Origin of the sequence: Pseudomonas sp. SIMBA_068 (assembly GCF_046534705.1) — a bacterium.
GTDB lineage: Bacteria > Pseudomonadota > Gammaproteobacteria > Pseudomonadales > Pseudomonadaceae > Aquipseudomonas > Aquipseudomonas putida.
In genome coordinates this window covers 162123-180507 of record NZ_JAWRYI010000007.1, presented here as the reverse complement: position 1 = coordinate 180507, position 18385 = coordinate 162123, and the positions used below count along the sequence as shown (strand labels likewise).

At 63.7% G+C, this 18385-nt stretch carries 17 protein-coding genes and 2 riboswitches; of the genes, 4 read left to right on the top strand and 13 right to left on the bottom strand.

Features of this window, described 5'->3' with window-relative positions:
• Positions 1-5 precede the first annotated feature (5 nt).
• A complete protein-coding gene (locus tag SB756_RS17605; RefSeq protein ID WP_410911247.1) occupies positions 6-1577 on the bottom strand; it encodes a diguanylate cyclase in 1572 nt (523 codons plus the stop codon).
• Between the two features lie 64 nt (positions 1578-1641).
• Positions 1642-2121, bottom strand: coding sequence for a hypothetical protein (locus SB756_RS17600; protein ID WP_016500449.1), 480 nt, complete (start codon positions 2119-2121; stop codon positions 1642-1644).
• A gap of 130 nt (positions 2122-2251) precedes the next feature.
• Here SB756_RS17600 and SB756_RS17595 point away from each other — a divergent pair, with 130 nt between their 5' ends.
• Both SB756_RS17595 and SB756_RS17590 read left to right on the top strand, forming a co-directional pair.
• Complete coding sequence (locus tag SB756_RS17595) at positions 2252-2749, top strand: GNAT family N-acetyltransferase (RefSeq protein WP_341798215.1); 498 nt, start codon at positions 2252-2254, stop codon at positions 2747-2749.
• Positions 2750-2880: 131 nt separating this feature from the next.
• Positions 2881-3195 carry a hypothetical protein gene (locus SB756_RS17590; protein WP_341798216.1) on the top strand — a complete coding sequence of 105 codons (315 nt, stop codon included), beginning with the start codon at positions 2881-2883 and terminating at the stop codon, positions 3193-3195.
• Between the two features lie 122 nt (positions 3196-3317).
• Here the strand turns inward: SB756_RS17590 and SB756_RS17585 are convergent, their stop codons facing one another.
• From SB756_RS17585 to SB756_RS17555, 7 genes are all read right to left on the bottom strand, one after another.
• Positions 3318-4655 (bottom strand): OprD family porin, encoded by a 1338-nt coding sequence (locus SB756_RS17585; RefSeq protein ID WP_410911246.1) that lies wholly within the window; start codon positions 4653-4655, stop codon positions 3318-3320.
• On the bottom strand, positions 4652-5086 hold the full coding sequence (locus SB756_RS17580; RefSeq protein WP_341798218.1) for a pseudoazurin: 435 nt from the start codon (positions 5084-5086) through the stop codon (positions 4652-4654). Before SB756_RS17580 ends, SB756_RS17585 begins: the two co-directional genes overlap by 4 nt.
• A 17-nt stretch (positions 5087-5103) precedes the next feature.
• A complete protein-coding gene (locus SB756_RS17575; protein WP_341798219.1) occupies positions 5104-5892 on the bottom strand; it encodes an ABC transporter ATP-binding protein in 789 nt (262 codons plus the stop codon).
• Positions 5889-6905 carry a FecCD family ABC transporter permease gene (locus SB756_RS17570; protein ID WP_016500443.1) on the bottom strand — a complete coding sequence of 339 codons (1017 nt, stop codon included), beginning with the start codon at positions 6903-6905 and terminating at the stop codon, positions 5889-5891. The genes SB756_RS17575 and SB756_RS17570 overlap by 4 nt, the downstream gene beginning before the upstream one ends.
• The gene (locus SB756_RS17565) at positions 6905-7915 is read right to left on the bottom strand and encodes an ABC transporter substrate-binding protein (RefSeq protein ID WP_410911245.1); all 1011 of its coding nucleotides are present in this window, start codon (positions 7913-7915) and stop codon (positions 6905-6907) included. Before SB756_RS17565 ends, SB756_RS17570 begins: the two co-directional genes overlap by 1 nt.
• Positions 7916-8024: 109 nt before the next feature.
• A riboswitch (cobalamin riboswitch) is annotated at positions 8025-8223 on the bottom strand.
• Between the two features lie 28 nt (positions 8224-8251).
• A complete protein-coding gene (locus SB756_RS17560; protein ID WP_341798220.1) occupies positions 8252-9418 on the bottom strand; it encodes a DUF1624 domain-containing protein in 1167 nt (388 codons plus the stop codon).
• Between the two features lie 184 nt (positions 9419-9602).
• Positions 9603-11729, bottom strand: coding sequence for a TonB-dependent receptor (locus tag SB756_RS17555; RefSeq protein WP_410911244.1), 2127 nt, complete (start codon positions 11727-11729; stop codon positions 9603-9605).
• Between the two features lie 108 nt (positions 11730-11837).
• Positions 11838-12046, bottom strand: a riboswitch (cobalamin riboswitch).
• A gap of 160 nt (positions 12047-12206) precedes the next feature.
• Here SB756_RS17555 and SB756_RS17550 point away from each other — a divergent pair.
• Positions 12207-12953 (top strand): outer membrane beta-barrel protein, encoded by a 747-nt coding sequence (locus SB756_RS17550; RefSeq protein WP_341798222.1) that lies wholly within the window; start codon positions 12207-12209, stop codon positions 12951-12953.
• Between the two features lie 70 nt (positions 12954-13023).
• Here SB756_RS17550 and SB756_RS17545 read toward each other — a convergent pair whose 3' ends face one another.
• The 3 genes from SB756_RS17545 to lpxO form a co-directional block, all read right to left on the bottom strand.
• Positions 13024-13593, bottom strand: a complete 570-nt coding sequence (locus tag SB756_RS17545; protein ID WP_138736766.1) for a GNAT family N-acetyltransferase — start codon at positions 13591-13593, stop codon at positions 13024-13026.
• A gap of 78 nt (positions 13594-13671) precedes the next feature.
• Positions 13672-14016, bottom strand: coding sequence for a carboxymuconolactone decarboxylase family protein (locus SB756_RS17540; RefSeq protein WP_027919898.1), 345 nt, complete (start codon positions 14014-14016; stop codon positions 13672-13674).
• Positions 14017-14271: 255 nt separating this feature from the next.
• Complete coding sequence (gene lpxO / locus SB756_RS17535; RefSeq protein ID WP_049275535.1) at positions 14272-15171, bottom strand: lipid A hydroxylase LpxO; 900 nt, start codon at positions 15169-15171, stop codon at positions 14272-14274.
• Positions 15172-15329: 158 nt separating this feature from the next.
• Here lpxO and thpR point away from each other — a divergent pair, with 158 nt between their 5' ends.
• The gene (gene thpR / locus SB756_RS17530; protein WP_341798223.1) at positions 15330-15875 is read left to right on the top strand and encodes an RNA 2',3'-cyclic phosphodiesterase; all 546 of its coding nucleotides are present in this window, start codon (positions 15330-15332) and stop codon (positions 15873-15875) included.
• 7 nt (positions 15876-15882) lie between these two features.
• On the opposite strand, the gene SB756_RS17525 is transcribed toward thpR, so the two are convergent.
• On the bottom strand, positions 15883-18315 hold the full coding sequence (locus SB756_RS17525; RefSeq protein WP_410911243.1) for a TonB-dependent siderophore receptor: 2433 nt from the start codon (positions 18313-18315) through the stop codon (positions 15883-15885).
• Positions 18316-18385 lie beyond the last annotated feature (70 nt).

Here is an 18385-nt window from a genome sequence, read left to right as displayed (position 1 = left end):
CGGGTTCAGGCAATAGCTACCCGGTTACGCCCCTCCTGCTTGGCCTGGTAAAGCGCCCGGTCCGCCTCGCTCAATGCGTCCATGGGCCCGCTGCCAGCCTCGCCATCCCAGCGTGCCACCCCCAGCGAAACCGTCACCGCGCCCACCGGCTGCACGGGCGTATCCTGCACCGTGACCCGCAGCCGCTCGGCCACCACGGCGGCCACGTCCAGGCTGGCCCCCGGCAGCAGCATCAAGAATTCCTCGCCGCCGGTGCGGCACAGCAGGTCGCCCTCGCGGCAGCAGCGGCGCATCAGCTCTGCCAGGCGGCGCAGTACCTGGTCGCCGACCTCGTGCCCATGGTTGTCATTGACCTGTTTGAAATGGTCGATGTCCAGCACGATGGCGGCAAAGGCCCGGCCTTCGGCTTCCAGCAATGACAGGCTGAATTCCAGGCTGCGGCGGTTGCCCAGGCCGGTCAGCGGGTCGGTCTGGGCGTCGCGGTTGAGCCGGCCGATGCGCTCCTGCAGCAGGTTCAGCCCGATCAACAGGGCGCGCTTGAGTTCGGCTGCCTCGAAGTACCAGGCCCGCACGCGATGCAAGCGCTCGGCGGTGCCAGCACGGTCCATCGCTCGGGCACCGGCAGCCAGTTGCCACAGCGGCCGGGCGATGGTCATGGCCAGCCACCACAGCAGCAGGCAGCCCACCAGCGCCAGGGGCGCAGAAGTGCCCACCACGCTGAGGATCAGGTGGTTCAGTGGCATCACCGTCTGCGTCAGCGGTTGCTGCGCCACCACCCCCCAGCCGGCGCTGGGCACAGTGGCAAACCCGGCGAGCATTTCCACACCCTGGCTGTTGGTCAGTTGCCGGGTACCGTTGTTTAGGGTCGCCAGCTGGTCGATCAGCGCATTGCCCTCCACCACTGTGCCGACCCGTTCGCTATCGGGGTGATACAGCAGGCGGCGGTTGCGGTCGACCACATACAGGTACGAACCGTCCTTGTAGAAATGTTCGCCCAGCAAGCTGTTGAGGATGTTGCGTTCACGCAGGTACAGGCTGCCACCGACATACCCCATGTAGCGACCGTTGCTGTCGAAAACGGGTTGCGACAGCGCCACCACCAGGTTGTCGGCCGCCGAAAGGTAGGGTGTGGAAACCAGCGGGCGGCGTTCTTGCAATGCTTCCTGAGCGCCGGGCGACTGTACGTGGCTGCCGACCAGGTGCCGTAGCGGGGCAGGGGATACTGCCAGCAGCACGCCGTTGGCATCGATCACGAAGGTGGAGTTGAAGGCCATGCTCTGGCTCAATACACGGTCGGTCTCCACCAGCAGCGCAGCGGCATCGCCCAGCTGCCGGCCTTGTACGCCGGCGCTGAAGGCCAACTGCTGCTGGGCGTTGCCGATGAAGGTTTCGGTGATGCTGGCCAGCTTCATCGCATACACCCGGTTTGCTTCCAGGGCGTGGTCGATCAGCAGCTGGCGCTGCACCCGGTAGCTGGCGAAATAGCTGGCGCACAGCATGACCAGGGCGGTGAGGGCGCAGAGCACCAGAATGAGTGTGCGTAGATCCAGGCGCAATCCGTGCTTGGCGTGTGGCAATCCTGACCTCGGGTGATTGAAAGTAGCGACGACCTTTCGCGCTAGGGGGGATGGGGCGCCGTGTTCAGGAACCAGGCCTGTCCAGTGCGTTCAGCTCGTCTTCCACCTGCTGCATGCGCCGCTCCACCAGCGCTTGCACCTTGACGTCGCGGGCGGTTTCGCGCATCAGCGCGGTGAGTTTTTCGCTCAGGCGCTTGCCGGCTTCGGTGTCTTCCAGCGCCCTGGCCTTGGCGGGGTCCTGGGTGGCGGCAACGATGGTGGCAAATTCGGCGTCGCTGAAGTTCTTTTCGCTGTACAGCCTGAACAGGTCCTGGCGCTGGTCCTCGACGGTCAGGTACTTGCGCAGTACATCCTGGATGGTGGCCTGCGACAGCTGCGGGTGAGTGCGGCCCAGCAGCGTGGCCATGCGCTCGATGTTGTGGGTGTAGGCATCCTGCAGCGGCAGCTGGGCGAGGATCTGATCTTCGCGGGAGGGCTTCTGGTCGCAGGCGGTGAGGGCGGCAGTCAGCAGCAGGGGCAACAGCAACTTCTGGAAGCGAGGCATGGCGTGGCCTGGTCGGGCAGTGAAGACTGCCGATTATACCGATGTCCGCCTGGCCACGACGAGCTTTGTGATTTGCCTTGAACGGCGCGCTGAGGTAGAACCGTGCCCTCCAACCACTGCCAGCAGCCCCATGCCGAACTGGACCCTGCAACCTGTGGCGCGCGTCGCCATTGCCGAAGTCGTGGCGTTTGTCGATAACGCTCGCCGCGAGATGTTCCCGATGCTTGCGAAGGCGCCATTGCCGCACGACCTTGCGCATTTTGCCGACACCTACCTGGACGGCGCGGGATGCTTTCTTGAGGCCCGTGATGACGGGCGGCTGGTCGCGGTGATCGGCTACGTGCCCTATGACCACCGCTTTGCCCAGCTTGATTATCACGCTGAGCGGGTAGTCGAAGTGGTACGCCTGTTCGTGCTGCCGGCCTACCGCCGGCATGGCCTGGCTGCCGCGTTGTTCGGCGCGTTGCGCGAGCGGGCGGAGCAGGCAGGCATCGGCTGCCTGTACCTGCATACGCATCCGTTTCTGCCGGGTGCAATTGCGTTCTGGGAGCGGCAAGGGTTCGCGGTGGTGGATGTGGAGCAAGACCCGGTCTGGCAGACCACGCACATGCACTTGCGATTGCCCTGACCTGTGGGAAATCGCCTACAACGGCGCCTTTGGCGTGATCCACGTGTTCATTTCAAAACCGGCCCGGCTTGCTTACCTTCCCCTGTGCACGGCTTGCTCACTGCACCCGAGGGAGACTCACGATGCCATACATGGCCCTGTACAAACTCAAGCTGCTGGACGAATTTGAAGAGCGTATTGACCGGTGGACCTTTGCGGATTTTGAAAAAAGGCTGATAGAACTGTGGCGGGGGGCGACCTACCATGACGCCAAGGGCATCATCAATGCGGCGCACAAGGAACGCCGTTGGCCGAGGGTGGTGAAGCGGTATCTGCTGACCAATTACAAGGTTTTTGGAAACGTCAGTTCAGAGCTGGAACGGGCGTTGGCCGAGGTGCTGGTCGCGATGAATGAACAGGAGCGGATGGAGTGGGGGTTGTTGCCTGCGGGTAGCTCGCTCGCATGATGGAGCCTGGGTGGCTCCTACAGGCGTCGCGCAGTCCGGGCTTTTCGCGATCCCTGTAGGAGCGGCCTTGCGTCGCGATGGGCTGCAAAGCAGCCCCAGGCTCCATCAGGCAACTCGGTCTATCAGAACCCCCCGGACAACGGCCACTCCACCGCCAACCGTATCTGGTCCCCGTCCAGCTCAGCCTGCGCTGTGTTCCCACGGTGCACGTTATGCCTCACCGAGAACGTCGTCCCCTTGGCCTTGCCGCTCTGCACCACATACCGCGCCTCCAGGTCGCGCTCCCAATGCTTGCCACCCTTGCCATACCCCAGGTACGCATACCCGCCATTGGGGTCGACATGCGTGCCGTCGATATCGAACCCCCGCACATACAACGCCGTCAGGTTCAAACCCGGCACCCCATAGGCCCCCATGCTCAGGTCATAGCGTGCCTGCCAGGACTTCTCGTTCGGTGCGTTGAAGTCCGACATCTGCACGGCGTTGGCAATGAAGATTGCCCCTCGCGTCACGTAGTCGAACGGGGTGTTGCCGTCGACCTGCTGCCAGCCAAGGCTGAAACCGTGCGGCCCCTGGCTGTAGCGCGAGACCAGGCTCCAGGTGGTGTTGTCGATGCGCCCGGACAGCGCCTTGCCAGTGTCTGTGGTGCGGTACAGGTTGAGGTCCAGGCTGATGCTGCGTCGGTCATCCAGCGCATGGCTGAGGGTACTGCCCAGGTAGTGCTGGTTCCAGCTGTCTTCGTAGCGCGAGGTGTACAGGCTGCCGCTGAAGGCTGCGCCGGGGTTCCACACTACGCCGGCCAGGTCGAAAATGTTGCCCTGTTTGCCGTTGGAGTAGTTCACCACGAAGCCCTGGTCGTGGCTGGAGGCATTGCGGTCGGTGCTTTCGTTGAAGTGCCCGGCCAGCAGCTTGAGCGTGTCGAACTCGTTGCTGGTGAGGAAGAACCCTGTAGCGGTCTCGGGCAGCAGGCGGCTGTCGGAAGAGCTGAATACCGGGGTCTTGACCCGTTGCTCGCCATAGGAGAGCACGGTATTGGACGCCCGCAACTTCAGCGCTGCCCCTGCACGGCTGTATTCGTTTTTCGGGTGCCCATCGTTATCCACCCCCAGCAGGCGCGCTTTGCCCGTCCGCCCGCCGCCACTGTCGAGTTGCACGCCCAGATAGGCATGGGCATCGACGCCAATACCGATCAGGCCTTGGGTGAAGCCGGACTGAAATGTCCCCATCAAACCGTAGGCCCATTCCTCAGCCTTGCCATTACGTTCGCTGCGCGGTTTGTAGGCATTGCGCGCGGCACTGTTGCGCCCACCGTGCTTGTAGTCGCGTTGGTCGAATACGCTGCGGTTGAGCATGTTCCAGCTGCTGTCTTCGACAAAACCGTTGCTTTGCGACTGGGCGGCGTCGGCCAGGGCAAAGGTCGACAACCCCAGCAACGGCAGCGCCAACAACAGCCGGTTCATCGCGCGGCCTCAAGCTTCTGCAACTGGGCCGCGAAGCGGGCTTGCGCCCGTGCAGGCAGGCTGGCTGGCAATCCGGCAGCCGGCGCATCACCCACCTGGATCAGCATTACCATGCCCATCGCCAGGTGCGGAATGCATTGGATGCCGTATACGCCCGGCACGCTGAAGGTCTGCTCGAACGGCTGGTTCAACTTGCTCTTGAAGGGCTCGGCCCCGGTCGGTAGCAGGCCGGTCACGCTGGCTGCATTGTGCCCGCTCTGGGTGGGCAGAAAGCGCACCGTGTCGCCGGGGGCAATGCGCAGGTGGTCCGGCTCGTACACCATGGCGCCCTCGCTGCCGCGGTTGAGCATTTTCACTTCATGCACCTCGGCCAGTGCGGCGGGGGCAAGCAGGGCGCTGGCAAGCAGCAGGGCGACAGGGCGCAACAGCATCAGTAGAACTTCCTGGTTCAGGGGGCGCGAAAACGCAGGATGCGGGCGCCATCGAAGGGATCGGTGAGGTAACGTGCATGCACGCCGAAGGTGCACAGCAGGCGCTCTGGCGTGAGGACTTCGAACGGTTTGCCGAGGGCGACCAGGCGGCCGTTGTCCAGCACCGCGACGCGGTCGCAGGTGAGTGCCTGGTTGAGGTCGTGCAAGGCCACCAGCGTGGTCACCGGCAAGGCTTGAACCTGCTGCAGCAGGCTTAGCTGGTGCTGAATGTCCAGGTGGTTGGTCGGCTCGTCCAGCAACAGTACCTGTGGCCGTTGCGCCAAGGCGCGGGCGATGTGCACGCGCTGGCGCTCGCCACCCGACAGCGAACCCCACAGGCGTGTGCGCAGGTGCAGGGCGTCGAGGTCAGCCAGGGCCTGCTCGACGATGGCACGGTCCTCTCCAGAGAACGGTGCCAGTGCCGACAACCAAGGCGTACGGCCCAGGGCAACGGCATCGAACACACTGATCGCATCGAGGGTGTCAGCCTGTTGCTCAACCAGCGCCAGGGCCTGTGCAACACGGCGACGGGGCAGCTGTGCCAGCGGTTCGCCCAGCAGTTGCACGCTGCCGCTGGCCGGCTTGCGCAGCCCGGCCAGCAGCTTGAGCAGTGAGGATTTGCCGGAGCCGTTGGGGCCGACAATGCCCAGGGTTTCACCTGCCACAACGTGCAGGTCGATATCGCGCAGCACGGTATTGCCGGCCAGTTGCAGCCCCAGGCCCTGGCAGCTCAGTGGCGCAAGCTGTGCAGCGATCATGACCGTCATGAGTGCCCTCGGCGGCTGACCAGAATCAACGCGAACACCGGTGCACCGATCAGTGCGGTTACCACGCCCACGGGAATCACCTGGCCTGTGATCAAGGTGCGCGAAAGTACGTCGGCGGCAATCAGGAACAGTGCGCCGCCCAGTGCGCTGGCGGGCAACAGGCGGCTGTGCCCGGGGCCGAGCAGCAGGCGCAGGGCATGCGGGATTACCAGCCCGACAAAGCCGATGGCGCCGACGATGGACACCATCACCGCCGTGACCAGTGCCGTGCAACTGATCAGCAGTAACTGGGTGCGCCGCACCGGGATGCCCAGCGATGCAGCCGAATCGGCGCCGAAGGTGAAGGCGTCCAGCGCGCGGCGGTGCAACAGGCACACCACCAGGCCGAACAGCGCCACCGGCACAGCCAGCCACACGGAAGGCCAACGCACGCCGCTGAGATTGCCCAGTAGCCAGAACAGGATGCCGCGTGCCTGTTCGGCGGTGGCCGACTTGGTGATGAGAAAAGCGGTGAGGGCGGTGAACAGTTGCGAGCCGGCGATGCCGGCGAGGATTACCTGCGCGTTGTTGCTGCCTGGGCCGGCCGCGCGGGCCAGTAGCAGCACCAGGGCGAACGCAGCCAACGCACCGATGAAGGCGCCACCGGACATGCTCAGCGCCAGGCTACCGAGGCCCAGCAGGCCGACCAGCACTGCACCGGTCGAGGCGCCGGCCGACAAGCCCAGCAGGTACGGCTCGGCCAGCGGGTTGCGCAGCAGCGCCTGGAGAACCACACCGCAGGTGGCCAGGCCGGCACCGCAGGCTGCCGCGACCAGGGTACGGGTCAGGCGGTAGTTCCAGACGATGCCGGCGTCGATCGGGTCAACCGGGTAGCCGGCCTGCCACAGGTGGTTGGCCAGCACCTGGCCGACCACGCTGGGTGACAGGTTGGTCTCACCGATGGCTGTGCCGGCCAGCAAGGCGGCCAACAGTGCCGCCAAGGCGATTGCGATGCAGGGTAACAGGCGAATCATCACTGGGCCGCTTTACCGCTGGCGAAGGCTGCCGACAAGGTTTGCAGGCCACGGAACAGGCGGATGCCGGCCTGCATGGCGTCGGCGTCGAGGACGATGATGCGGTTGTGCTTCACCGCGTCCATGTTGCGGGTTACCGGGTCGTTGCGCAGGAATTCCAGCTTTTTCTGGTAGTCGTCGGCGGGGAAGCGGCGGCGGTCCATGCGAGCGATGATCAGCCAGGTGGGGTTGGCCTTGGCCAGGGTTTCCCAGCCTACGGTCGGCCACTCCTCGGTGGACTCGACCACATTTCGCACGCCCAACGTGCGCAGCATGAAGTCAGCGACCCCTTGACGGCCCGCCACGTAAGGGTCGATGTCGAGGTCGGCGCTGGAGAACCAGAACAGTGCCGAAGTGGTGGACAGGTCCTTGCCGGCCAGTTGTGCCTTGGCGCTGTCCAGGCGGCCTTTCAGCTCGGCGTTCAACGCAGTGCCTCGGTCCTGCACATCAAAGATCTCGGCCAGCTGGCTGACGCTGTTGTAGATGCTGCTGACCTGAAACGCCTGCAGGCGGGTGCCGTCGGCGCCGACCAGGTTGTCCTTGCCTTCGCAGTCCGAAGGCAGCAAGTAGGTGGGGATCTTCAGTTCATCGAACTGCTCGCGGGTGCCGACCACACCCTGGGCGCCGACCATCCATTCGAACTGCACCGTCACCAGTTGCGGGCGCTTGCCGACCACGGCCTCGAAGCTGGGGTCATTGTCGGCCAGGCGCGGCACCTTGTCGTTCTGCGCCTGGTACTCGGGCAGCACGTTGTTGAACCACAGCGAGGTGCCCGCCAGCTTGTCGCCAAGCCCGAGTGCGTAGAGCATCTCGGTGCCTGCCTGGCCGATGGTGACGGCGCGCTGCGGCGCCTGGGCGAAGGTTTGCGGTTTGCCGCAGTTCTCGACCGTCAGCGGGTAGTGGGTGGCAGCGGCCTGGGCCAGGCCAGTGAGGCCAAGGCCGGCAAGCAGGGTGGCGAAACGGGGCAGCATGCTGGGCGATCTCCTATCGGACAGTTCGGGTGAGGAACGCACGGACAGGCATCGCCGAGCCCCGCTGATGGCAGGGGCAACACTGATGGCCAATCCCGGACACCCCGCCGGTTGGTAAATGTAGGCCGGCAGGTCTCCTGACTGGTGCGTCATGGCCCGGCTCCGGCCTTCCCGGGCGCGTGGCCCAGTGGCATCGATGGAGCAGGCTCGGCACCTACAGTTGCGGGGGCAGTTCCGTTTGGCCCGTATTGACGGGCCTGGGATTCCCTATTAATTCCGTGGTGGAAACCGGCGGCCCGCATGGTAGACCATCGCGCCGCCGGGTGAAAACGCTTTTCAGAAGTACTTCAGCCAGGTGATGTCGCGGCGGCGCGCTTTCAGGCGGGCGAACCCGCGCACCGGCAGGTACAGCGAAACCGCCAGCGCCGCTGCGCCCAGCCACACCGCCGTGATGCCGTCGAAGCCGAAATAGTCGCCATGGTTGAGGCCGAACAGCGCCACGCAGGCCAGGTACAGCAGTTTCAGCACGTACAGGTGCAACAGGTAGAAGAACATCGGTGCTGCGCCAAACACTGCCAGCGCGCTGATCCACCGGGCCTGGCCGGCGCGCTCGAAGGCGCGCAGCAACAGCAGGCCGCAGCCCAGGGTCAGGGCCAGGAACAGCAGTGACGGCGGGTATTTGGTGATGTTGAAGAAGCTCATCACGGTTTGGGTGAGGGTCGGGTAACCGCTCCACGGCGCCTCGCCATAGCCGTTGAACAGGCGCAACAGGACAAAGCCCAGCAACGCAGTCAGCCCAGCCAGCAGCAGGCGCTGCTGGCGTTGGCCGGCTGTGCTGCCACGGGCGAACCAGGGGCCCAGGCCATAGCCCAGGGCGATGACGCCGATCCATGGCAGCACCGGGTAAGACGTGCGCAGGCGCAGGTTTTCGGAGAATTCAAGCCAGCCACGGTCGTGCAGGATGGCCCATGGCACGTGCAGGGCGGACTCCACGCCAAAGTGCAGGCCGTCGAGCAGGTTGTGACCGGCAATGATGACTGCGCCCAGGGCGAGCAGGGCCGCACGTGGCAGCCATACCAGCAGCGACAGGGCGATCATGCTGACGCCGATGGCCCAGATGACTTGCAGGTAGATGACGCTGGGGGGCAGTTGGAAGGTCCAGGCGAAGTTGACCAAAGTGAATTCCAGCACCACCAGGAACAGCCCGCGCTTGAACAGAAACGCCGAGACATCGCCACGGCCCTGGTGTTTTTCGCCATACAGCCAGGCCGACAGGCCGGTCAGCAGGACGAACACTGGCGCGCACAGGTGGGCCAGGGTGCGGCTGAAGAACAGCGACGGCTCTGTGGCGTCGATGGTCATCGGGTCGCTGACCTGTCGGTGCAGGAAGAACGTTTCGCGGACATGGTCCAGAAGCATGAACAGAATCACCAGGCCGCGCAGGGCATCGATGCTCTGCAGGCGCTGGGTGATCAGGGAGGGCGTGGCGCTGGCGCTTGTCATGGAGGGTCGCTGATAGGAATGAATGTCATGTGAAACGTTATCTTATAACTAATTTATTAGAGGTTGGTAGAGTTTTTGTGTTGCCTGGGCCGGCCTCTTCGCAGCGCTAGGCTGCTCCTACCGGTCGGTGGTGACTTGTAGGAGCAGCCTTGTGCTGCGAAGAGACCGTTACAGGCAACTCAGTTCAGAAGGTGTAATCCACCGTCGCAAAGTACGACCGCGGCATCCCCATCAACCACTGCTGCCCACTGAAGGCCGACTGCACATACTCACGATCAAACAGGTTGTTCAACTGCAAGCCCAACTTCACATCCGGCAGCACCTGCCAGGCGATGTTGGCATCGACCACGGTGTACCCGGGGGCGCTCTGGGTATTGGCGGTATCGGCATAACGCTCATCTACGTAGCGCGCACCAATGCCGGCCTCTACCTGCTGGCCGAAGCCTTTGCTCAACCACAGGTTGGCGGTACGCCGTGGCACGTTGGCCGGCCGGTTGCCAGCACGGTCCTGCGCCACGCCGCCGACCATCTCGTCGAAGTCGTCATACCTGGCGCGCACCAGCGACGCGTTGGCCGACACCTGCCACTGATGCGCCAGGGCCAGTTCCAGGGTGGCCTCAAGTCCATCGGACGCCTGCTGCCCAGCCTGCTGCTTCTCGTGGGTGATCGGGTCGTCCACCAGCAGTTTCTTCTTGACGATGTGGTAGGCGGCAAGCGTCCATTCGCCACGGCCGTCCCAGAAGCGCTGCTTGAGGCCTACCTCGGTCTGCTTCGCCTCGGTCAGGTCATAGTGCATCTGGGTGGGGCTGAGGCTGATGAGGTTGTTGACCCCCTCCTGGCTAGTGGAGTACTGCCCGTACAGCGACAGGTCGTCGTTGATGGCGAACACGAGCCCGGCGCGCCAGTTGCCACCTTGCAGGCTGCGGTCGCTGCGGCTGTCGTTGGTCAGGTTGGTGCGGTCGATGTGGTTCTGGTCGCGGCGCACGCCGGTGACCAGCGACAGCCGGTCGCTCAGCTGCAGGCGGTTCTCGGCGAACAGGGCGAAGGTTTGGGTGCTGGACAAGGTTTGCGGGCGCAGCGGCGAGGCGCTGTGGAACCAGCCCGGTTCTGGTTGCCACGGGTCGATGTAGTCGCCGCCCACATCGTTGTAGGGCGCATTGCTGTCGACGTTGAAGCGGACCTTGTTGTATTCCGCGCCGATCACGGTCTTGCTGGCCAGGCCGAACACGCTGTGGTCAAAGGTGAAGGTCTGGCGGTCGCCGAACTGTTCCTGGTTGTGCTTGATTTCCAGGTAGCTGCCGCGCTGCAATTGCTGGCGCTCGGCGTCCCAGCCGTAGTCTTCGGCGTTGCGCCAGTGGCGGCGGCTCTTGATGTAGTACAGCTGGTTGCTCGCGCTGATGTGGTCGTTCAACGTCCAGTCGGTGGTCAGCCGGGTCCACTCATCGACGTAGTGCTGCACGTCGTTCTGCACGTTGTAGTTTTTCTTGCGCAGGCTGCTGCGGTAGTGCCCGTCGATCAGCGGGGTGCCATAGTAGTTGGCAGGCTTTGCATCGCCACGGTCGTGAGCAAGGGTGAAGCTGAGGTCGTCACTGGCATCGAAACGCAGCGCGGCACTCAGGGCCAGGCTGCGCGAAGTGGTGCGGTCGACCCAGCCGTTGCCGGCCTGCTGGTTGAGGGTGAGGCGATAGCTCAGGCGCTCGCTGAGGCTGCCGCCGCTGTCCAGGCCCAGCTGCTGGCGGTCCCACGAGCCGTAGCCCAGGCGCAGGTGGTTGCGCACCTCACCGGCAAACGGTTTTTTCGGGATCACGTTGATCACCGCGCCGGTGGCGCCTTCGCCATGCAGTACCGAAGCCGGGCCGCGAATCACATCGATGCGTTCGACCATCCACGGGTCGACAGGGAACGTCTGGGTGCCGGCACCGGTGTAGAGGCGGGCGCCGTCGAACAGGGTCATCACCGAGCTGTGGCCGGCAAAGCCGCGGGCGGACAGGCCGGTGCCGCCGTCGCCCGGTGAGCCGACGAAGGTGATGCCCGGCGACCGCGTTACCGCATCCTGCACGGTGAGGTTGTTGCGCTGCTGGATCTGCTCGGCGCTGATGCTGCTGGTGCTGGCCGGTGTTTCCAGGGCGCTGAGGCCAAGGCGCGAGCCTGCCGGGGTTGGCGTGGCCAGGTCGATCGCGCGGCTGTCGAGGGTGTCGGTGATGGCCGTGGAGGGCAAGGCCAGGGGCTGCGGGTCACGGTCATCGGCCAGGACCGGCAGGGCGACGGCCAGGCAGGCCGCCAGGGGGTGAAGCTTGAACATACGGGACATGTCGTTCCACTGCTGCAGGAATGAATGGATCCCGGTGGAAAACACGCAAAGGCGAACCATGCAGGCAGGCGCGCGCACGGATTCCGGCCTGCGCCCGCCCACCGCGGGTTGCCAAGTGACGCTCCAGGCCGGTCTCCGGGCTTGCGAGGGGCATGACACCTTCACCTTCCCATGCATGTGCACAGTGGTATCTCGAAGGGGTCGCTCGCTTACCGTTGCGGGGGCAGCGCCGGACTTGTCGTGGGTACCACGACGCACCGGCTTCCCGTTTCACCCTGCGCGCGGCGGCGAAGGGCACCTGAAACTGGCGCGCATATGACCACTGAAATGCTGGGGCGTCAAATGTTGGCGTGCCATGAATACTGCGATAAAACACGAGGTTGCGCGCTTTTAATGACTTTTTTTCGAACTTTTCAGCTGGCGTTTGTCTCGAACCGCACGTTCGTCTTTCGTTATCAAGTCATGGAGACTTTACGCATGCCTGCTCGTCATCTGTTGCGCCACACCTGCCTGCTCGCCCTGATCGCCGCACCGCTGGCCGCCACCGCCGCACCCAGCACTGACCCGCTGTTCACCATCGGGCTGCAGGGCGCCTACGACAAGTTCAAGTTCGAAGGTGGCAGTGAAAGCGACAAGGAACACATGGGCCAAGGCGGCGTGTTCGCCACCTTCGGCAACAAGCTGACAGCCGAATCCGGGTTCATCTACCAGCTCGGCGCCGAAGCCAAATTCGGCAAGAAGAACGACAACAAGCTCAAGGAGGCCCAGGCCGACCTTGACCTTGGCTGGCGTGCGGCGCTGGACGCTCGCAACTTTGTCGACGTGACCGTGGGCGGCGGTTACAGCTGGTCGCGCTTCGAGCCGGAAATCAACGACCTCGATACCAAGCTCACCGTGAAATCGCCCTTCGCCAAGGCGGCATTGGGCTACAACCATCAGTTCGACGCCTCGACCTTGCGCGTGGAAGTTGGGGCACGCCACACCCTGGACGGCCGCGCGCGGCTGAAGGTTGACGACTTTGGTAGCGACACGGTCGACCTGAAAGACCGCACCAACCCGTATGCCGAAGTGACGTTGCTGATGAACCAGCAGGGCGGTATGCCGGTGCAGGCGGGGGTTTATTACACCCGCACCGAATACAAGCTGGATGAAGACTCTCCAGCAGCAGACAACACCAAGCTCAAGCGTGACGAGTTTGGGGTGAAGGTGGGCCTGGCCTTCTGAAACTGAGCGTTTAGCATGCCCGACCTCTTCGCGGGTTCACCCGCGAAGAGGACTAACCTGCGAGAAAAGATCAGCGCCCGCGACGCCGTGACACCCGTGCCTCGATATTCTTGCGTCCGATCAGCAGTGGCGGCTTCTCCACCACCGGCTCATCCGCCAGCCACTTGTACATCACCAGGCAGTCCACCAGCCCCAGGCGGGCATGGCGATAAGCCTTGGGCAAGCGCCCGACCGTTTCGAAGCCCAGCTTGTGCCACAGTGCCACCGCGACTTCATTGCTGGCCACTACCGAGTTGAACTGCAAGGCCAGAAAGCCCTCTTGGCGTGCCAGCTTCTGCGAGTGCTCGCACATCAGGCGCGCCACGCCCCGGCCACGTGCCTGTTCGCACACCATGTAGCCGCAGTTGCCCACGTGCCCGCCAGGCCCGGCGGCATTGGCCTTCAGGTAATAAGAACCCAGCAGCTCGCCATCCTCTTCGGCCAGCAGCGTGTGCAATGGCAGCTCCAGCCACAGCTGGCGTGCCTGGTCGAAGCTCAGGGCTGGGTCGAATGCGTAGGTTTCACAGGCCTGGACGATGGCCTGGAAGGTGGGCCAGAAGCGCTCGAAGTCTTCGGCTGTCATGGGGCGAATGTGGATCATGCGGGTTCCTGCAAGGGCTGGGCCGCCAAGTCTGTGGGGCGCGGCGCCGTCGCGCAAGGGCGACGACGCCGTTTGTACCTAGCCGTTGGCTTTGCCCACCGCATCCATGGCCCGCGCCGAGTACACCAGCGCCGCACCGGCGTTCATCGCCACCGCCACGCCGAGGGCTTCGGCAATTTCCTCGCGGGTGGCACCGTGCTTGACCGCCTGCTGCGAATGCACGGCGATGCAGCCGTCGCAACGGGTGGTCACGGCCACGGCCAGTGAGATCAGCTCACGCGTCTTGGCGTCGAGGTGGTTGGTCTTGGCTCCCGCGCCACTGGCGGTCATGTACCCGGCCACGGTGTCGGGGGAGAGTTGCTTGAGATCGCCGATGCCGGCCATCAACTGCTTACGGTAGGCGTCCCAGTCCATCATGCTCATCGTCTTCACCTTGGGGTGGTTGCGAGTGGAGCTTTCAGGCTAGTCGAAGAGTGGCGAGAGCGAGGCTTGTACTTTGGTGGGTGTGCAGCAGTACTTGTGAGGGCAACTGTCTTGCACCATCACTCATGCTGCCGCAGCACCTTGTAGGAGCAGCCTTGCGCTGCGAAGAGGCCAGTAAGGCTAAAGATTTTCTTCAGCTGCAATGGCCTCTTCGCAGCGCAAGGCTGCTCCTACAGACGGGAGCGCGCTGAGCATTCAGATGTAGATGAACACCAGCACCAGCGCCGCAACCACTGCCCACTTTTCCAGGTAGTAGCGCATGCGGTTGCGCTTCTTCAGCGCCTTGCCGCGTTCACGAATCTTGTAGATGCGGGTGAACAAACGGTTGATACCGCCGGTCTTGTCGCCGTCACCGTTAGGCGCGGCGGCAGCGGCCATGACGTTGCGGCTGAACCAGCGGTTGAACGCAGTTGCCCAGCGGTACTTGAGCGGGCGCTCGACGTCACAGAACAGGATGATGCGGTTGTGCTCGGTGGTGTTTGCCGCATAGTGGATGTAGGTTTCGTCGAAGATCACACCCTCGCCATCGCGCCACGAATACTTCTCGCCATCCACGTCGATGTAACAACCGTCGTCGTTGGGCGTGTCCAGGCCCAGGTGATAGCGGTACGAGCCGGCATACGGGTCACGGTGGCGCACCAGCTTGGCGCCCGGTGGCAGGGTGGCGAACATGGCGGCCTTGACCGTGCCGATGCTTTGCAGCAGCTCGGTGGTGCGGGGGCACAGGGCCATCGCCGATGGGTGGCTTTCGCCATACCACTTCAGGTAGAAGCGCTTCCACCCGGTCTTGAAGAACGAATTGAAACCGACGTCATCGTAATTGTCGGACTTCTTGATTTCGCCCACGTGCAGCAACTGGCGGCCTTCCTCGCGGATTTCCTGCCAGTGGTCCTGCAGCGGCTTCAGTTCGGGGAAGGCTTCGACCGGCAAGTAAGGCTTGGCCGGGAGCTTGGAAAACAGGTACAGGAAACTGTTGACCGGGGCCAGGAAGCTGGAGTGGTCGCCCAGCTGGCGGGTCAACTTGTGGCGAACCCGACCGCGCAGGTGCACGTAGGCAATCGAGAGGGCGAAGATAAGTACGAGTGCAATTTTCATGGACGTTTACTTGTCGAAAAATGGCCATGCGCCATGGCATAAGCCCGCCAGCATAAACAATCATGGGGGTAGTTTGTACTTATTGTTACGAAACGCCGGGGCGACATTGGTGTAATGCCCTACAGTCTTGCGCAAACGTTTCACGTCATGGAGTTGGTATGGTTCAGGATATACGCCCCAGCGGTAGCCCGTTCAAACGGCTGTTTTTCGCCTTGCCGGTCAGCGATGCCCAGCGCCGGGCCTTGGCCCAGTGGCGGCGTGGGCTGGCCCTGCGCAGCGGCAAACCGGTGCCAGCGGCCAACTTCCACGTCACGCTGTTGTTCCTCGGCGATGTAGATACCGCGCAGGTGCCTGCGATCTGTGCGGCAATCGATCAACTGGCGCTGCCGGCCATGGCACCGCTGCTTTTGCTTGACCGCTTGCAGGTGTGGCAGCGGGCCGGCGCGCTGGTGCTGGAGCCACAGCAGACACCGCCAGCCCTGTTGCAACTGGTGTACGGCTTGCAGCAGGCACTGCTGCCGTTGGGGGTGGAGGTGGCCAACCGTGAGTATCGGCCACACTTGACCTTGTCCAGGGATTACCGCGGGCAACCACCCGAGGCCAGCTGCGCGCCGGAGTTCTACCTCGCGGCTCGCCATTTCACGCTCTACGAGTCGCGCAAGGGCGCTTACCGGCCCTTGGCGCAGTGGCCGCTGGCAGATTGACCCGCGGTCAGAGTTGCGGGGTGTACTTGACCGTCAGCATGAAGTTGCGTGGCTCGCCATAGTTGTTGCTGCCATTGAGCTGGTTGAAGCCTGCAACCCAGTACTTCTTGTCGAACAGGTTGTCGGCGTTGACGGCAAGGTTCAGGTCGGGGGTTAGCTGGTAGGCCAGGCGTGCGCTCCAGACGGTATAGCCAGGCACGGTGTAGGTACGCTCGTAGCCGAGGGTGTGGCTCTGGGTGGTGAAGCCCAGGCCGGTGCTCCAGCGCTGGCCGTCCAGTGGCAGGGTGTAATCGGCCCATGCACGCAGCATGTGCTTGGGTGTCCACTGGCTGAAGGTGCGGCCTTTGTCGTCAGGGTCATCGAGGAACTTGGTGGTGTTGTAGGTGTAGCCTGCGAACAGTTGCAGGCCACTCAGCACTTCGCCGCTGATTTCGGCTTCGACGCCTTGGCTGCGCACCTTGCCCGCTGCGGTGGAGCAGTACCAGTCATCGCAGGCGAAGCCGGATGCTACGTCGGTGACGGCGCGGTTTTCCTGGTCGTAGCGGAACAATGCGATCGAGGCGTTGACCCGGCCGTCGAGCAGTTCGCCCTTGAGTCCCGTTTCGTAGTTGCTGCCGATCACCGGTTTGAGCGGCGTATTGCCCACGGCGCGTTCGGTTTGCGGTACGAACACGTCGGTGTAGCTGGCGTACCATGCCCATTCGCGGGTCAAGTCGTAGATAAAGCCTGCATAAGGGGTGACTTGGCCCGTTTCGGTCATGCGGCTGGTCGGGTAGCGGGTACCGGGGTCGGTCAGGCTGTCGAAGTCGATCGAGTCCCAGCTGTAGTCGAACCAGCTAACGCGCGAGCCAAGGACCAACGTCAGGTCCTGGGTGGGTTTGACGCGCCAGGCGCCGTACAGGCCTTTCTGGCGGATGTCGTAGCTGGCCCTGTTGGCACGTGCCAGTTCGCCCTCGAAGACGCTGTCGCGGCTGGGTTCCGGGCGGTCATGGTCGATGTCGAAGATGTTGCCGCCGGCATCGAAATTGCGCCAGTAGGCGTCATCCGAAGTCAGCTTCGAGTAGTTGCCGCCCACGGTGATTTCATGGGCCAGTGGGCCGGTATCGAAGTGGCCCACCACGTTCATGTCCAGGCCCAGCTTGGTCGAGTGAAAATCGGTGAGCCAGTCGGCGTAGGTGATGCCGCTGCCGTCAGGCGCAACGCCCTGGCGGGTGCTCTGCACGCGCTGGTGGGTGGATGTGTTGGTTTCATCCATGCGCACGGCTGCGGCCTTGAAGGTCCAGTCATCGTTGAAGCGGTGTTCAAGGTCCAGGTAGTACGTGGTGACGTCGGTTTCTGCGCGGCTCCAGCGGGCGCCGGTGTAAGTCGAACGCGGCAGGTCGACCGGTTTGCCACTGGCGTAGCGTGGGAGGCCGCGCAGCATCGGCCGGGACTGCTGGCGGTTGTAGCTGATACCGCCGCCCACCGTGGTCGCGTCGTTCAGGTCGATGTCCAGGGCGCCATACAACGAATGGCTTTTGCTCCAGACATAGTCGATGAAGCTGTCGCTTTGGTCTTCGTCAGCGACAAGCCGCCCGCGCACACGGCCGTCGGTCGTCAGCGGGCCGCCGGCATCCAGCTGCAGGCCATAGTGGTCCCAGGAGCCAGCTTTGCCTGTCAGCGTAACGGTCGGCGCCGTTTGGCCACGCTTGCGCACCAGGTTGATTGCGCCACCTGGGCTGCCGGTGCCTTGCAACAGGCCTGAAGCACCGCGCAGCACTTCAACCCGGTCGAAGAACACCAGGTCCTGAGTGGCCCAGTTGCCCAGCGAATAGTTGTTTCGCGGGATGGGCACACCGTCGTATTGCCAGTCATCAATCTGAAAACCACGCGAGGTCACGACCACGCCAGGGCCAATGCCCTGCGCGCCGACAATGCCCGTGGTGTGGTTAAGCGCGTCCTGCAAGTCGGTGATGCCCTGGTCATCCAGTTGCTTGCGCGTGATGACGGTGACCGACTGGGGAATCTCCTTGAGGGTGTGCGTGCCTTTGCCCAGGGTCACCGCGCGGGCGGCATACGACCCGGTGCCTTCGCTGGTTGCGTCCACATAGTTGTCGGTGATGCTGGTGCTGCCCAGCTCCATGACGTCGCTGCCCAGGTTGCCGGGAGCCACACTGAAATGGCCCTCGGCGGAAACCCGCAACTGCAAGCCGCTACCGGCCAGCGCAGCTTGCATGGCCTGCTCGGCACTCATCTGGCCGACCACGGCAGGTGCCTGCTTGCCGCGCACCAGTGCTGGCTCCAGCGCGATGATGTGGCCGCTCTGGCTGGCGATGCGGTTGAGCGTGTGAGCCAGGCTGGCGGGTGGCAGGTCGAACACTTGGGTTTGCGTCTGGGCAAGCACGTTGAAGCTGGCCAGGGCAGCGACCAAGGGCAGGGCGCGGGGCAAGGGGTTGTACACGGATTACTCCCGAATGAAGTGGCTGTCAGGAGGTATGTGGGATGAGCAAAGAAAACTTGCCACGATTGCG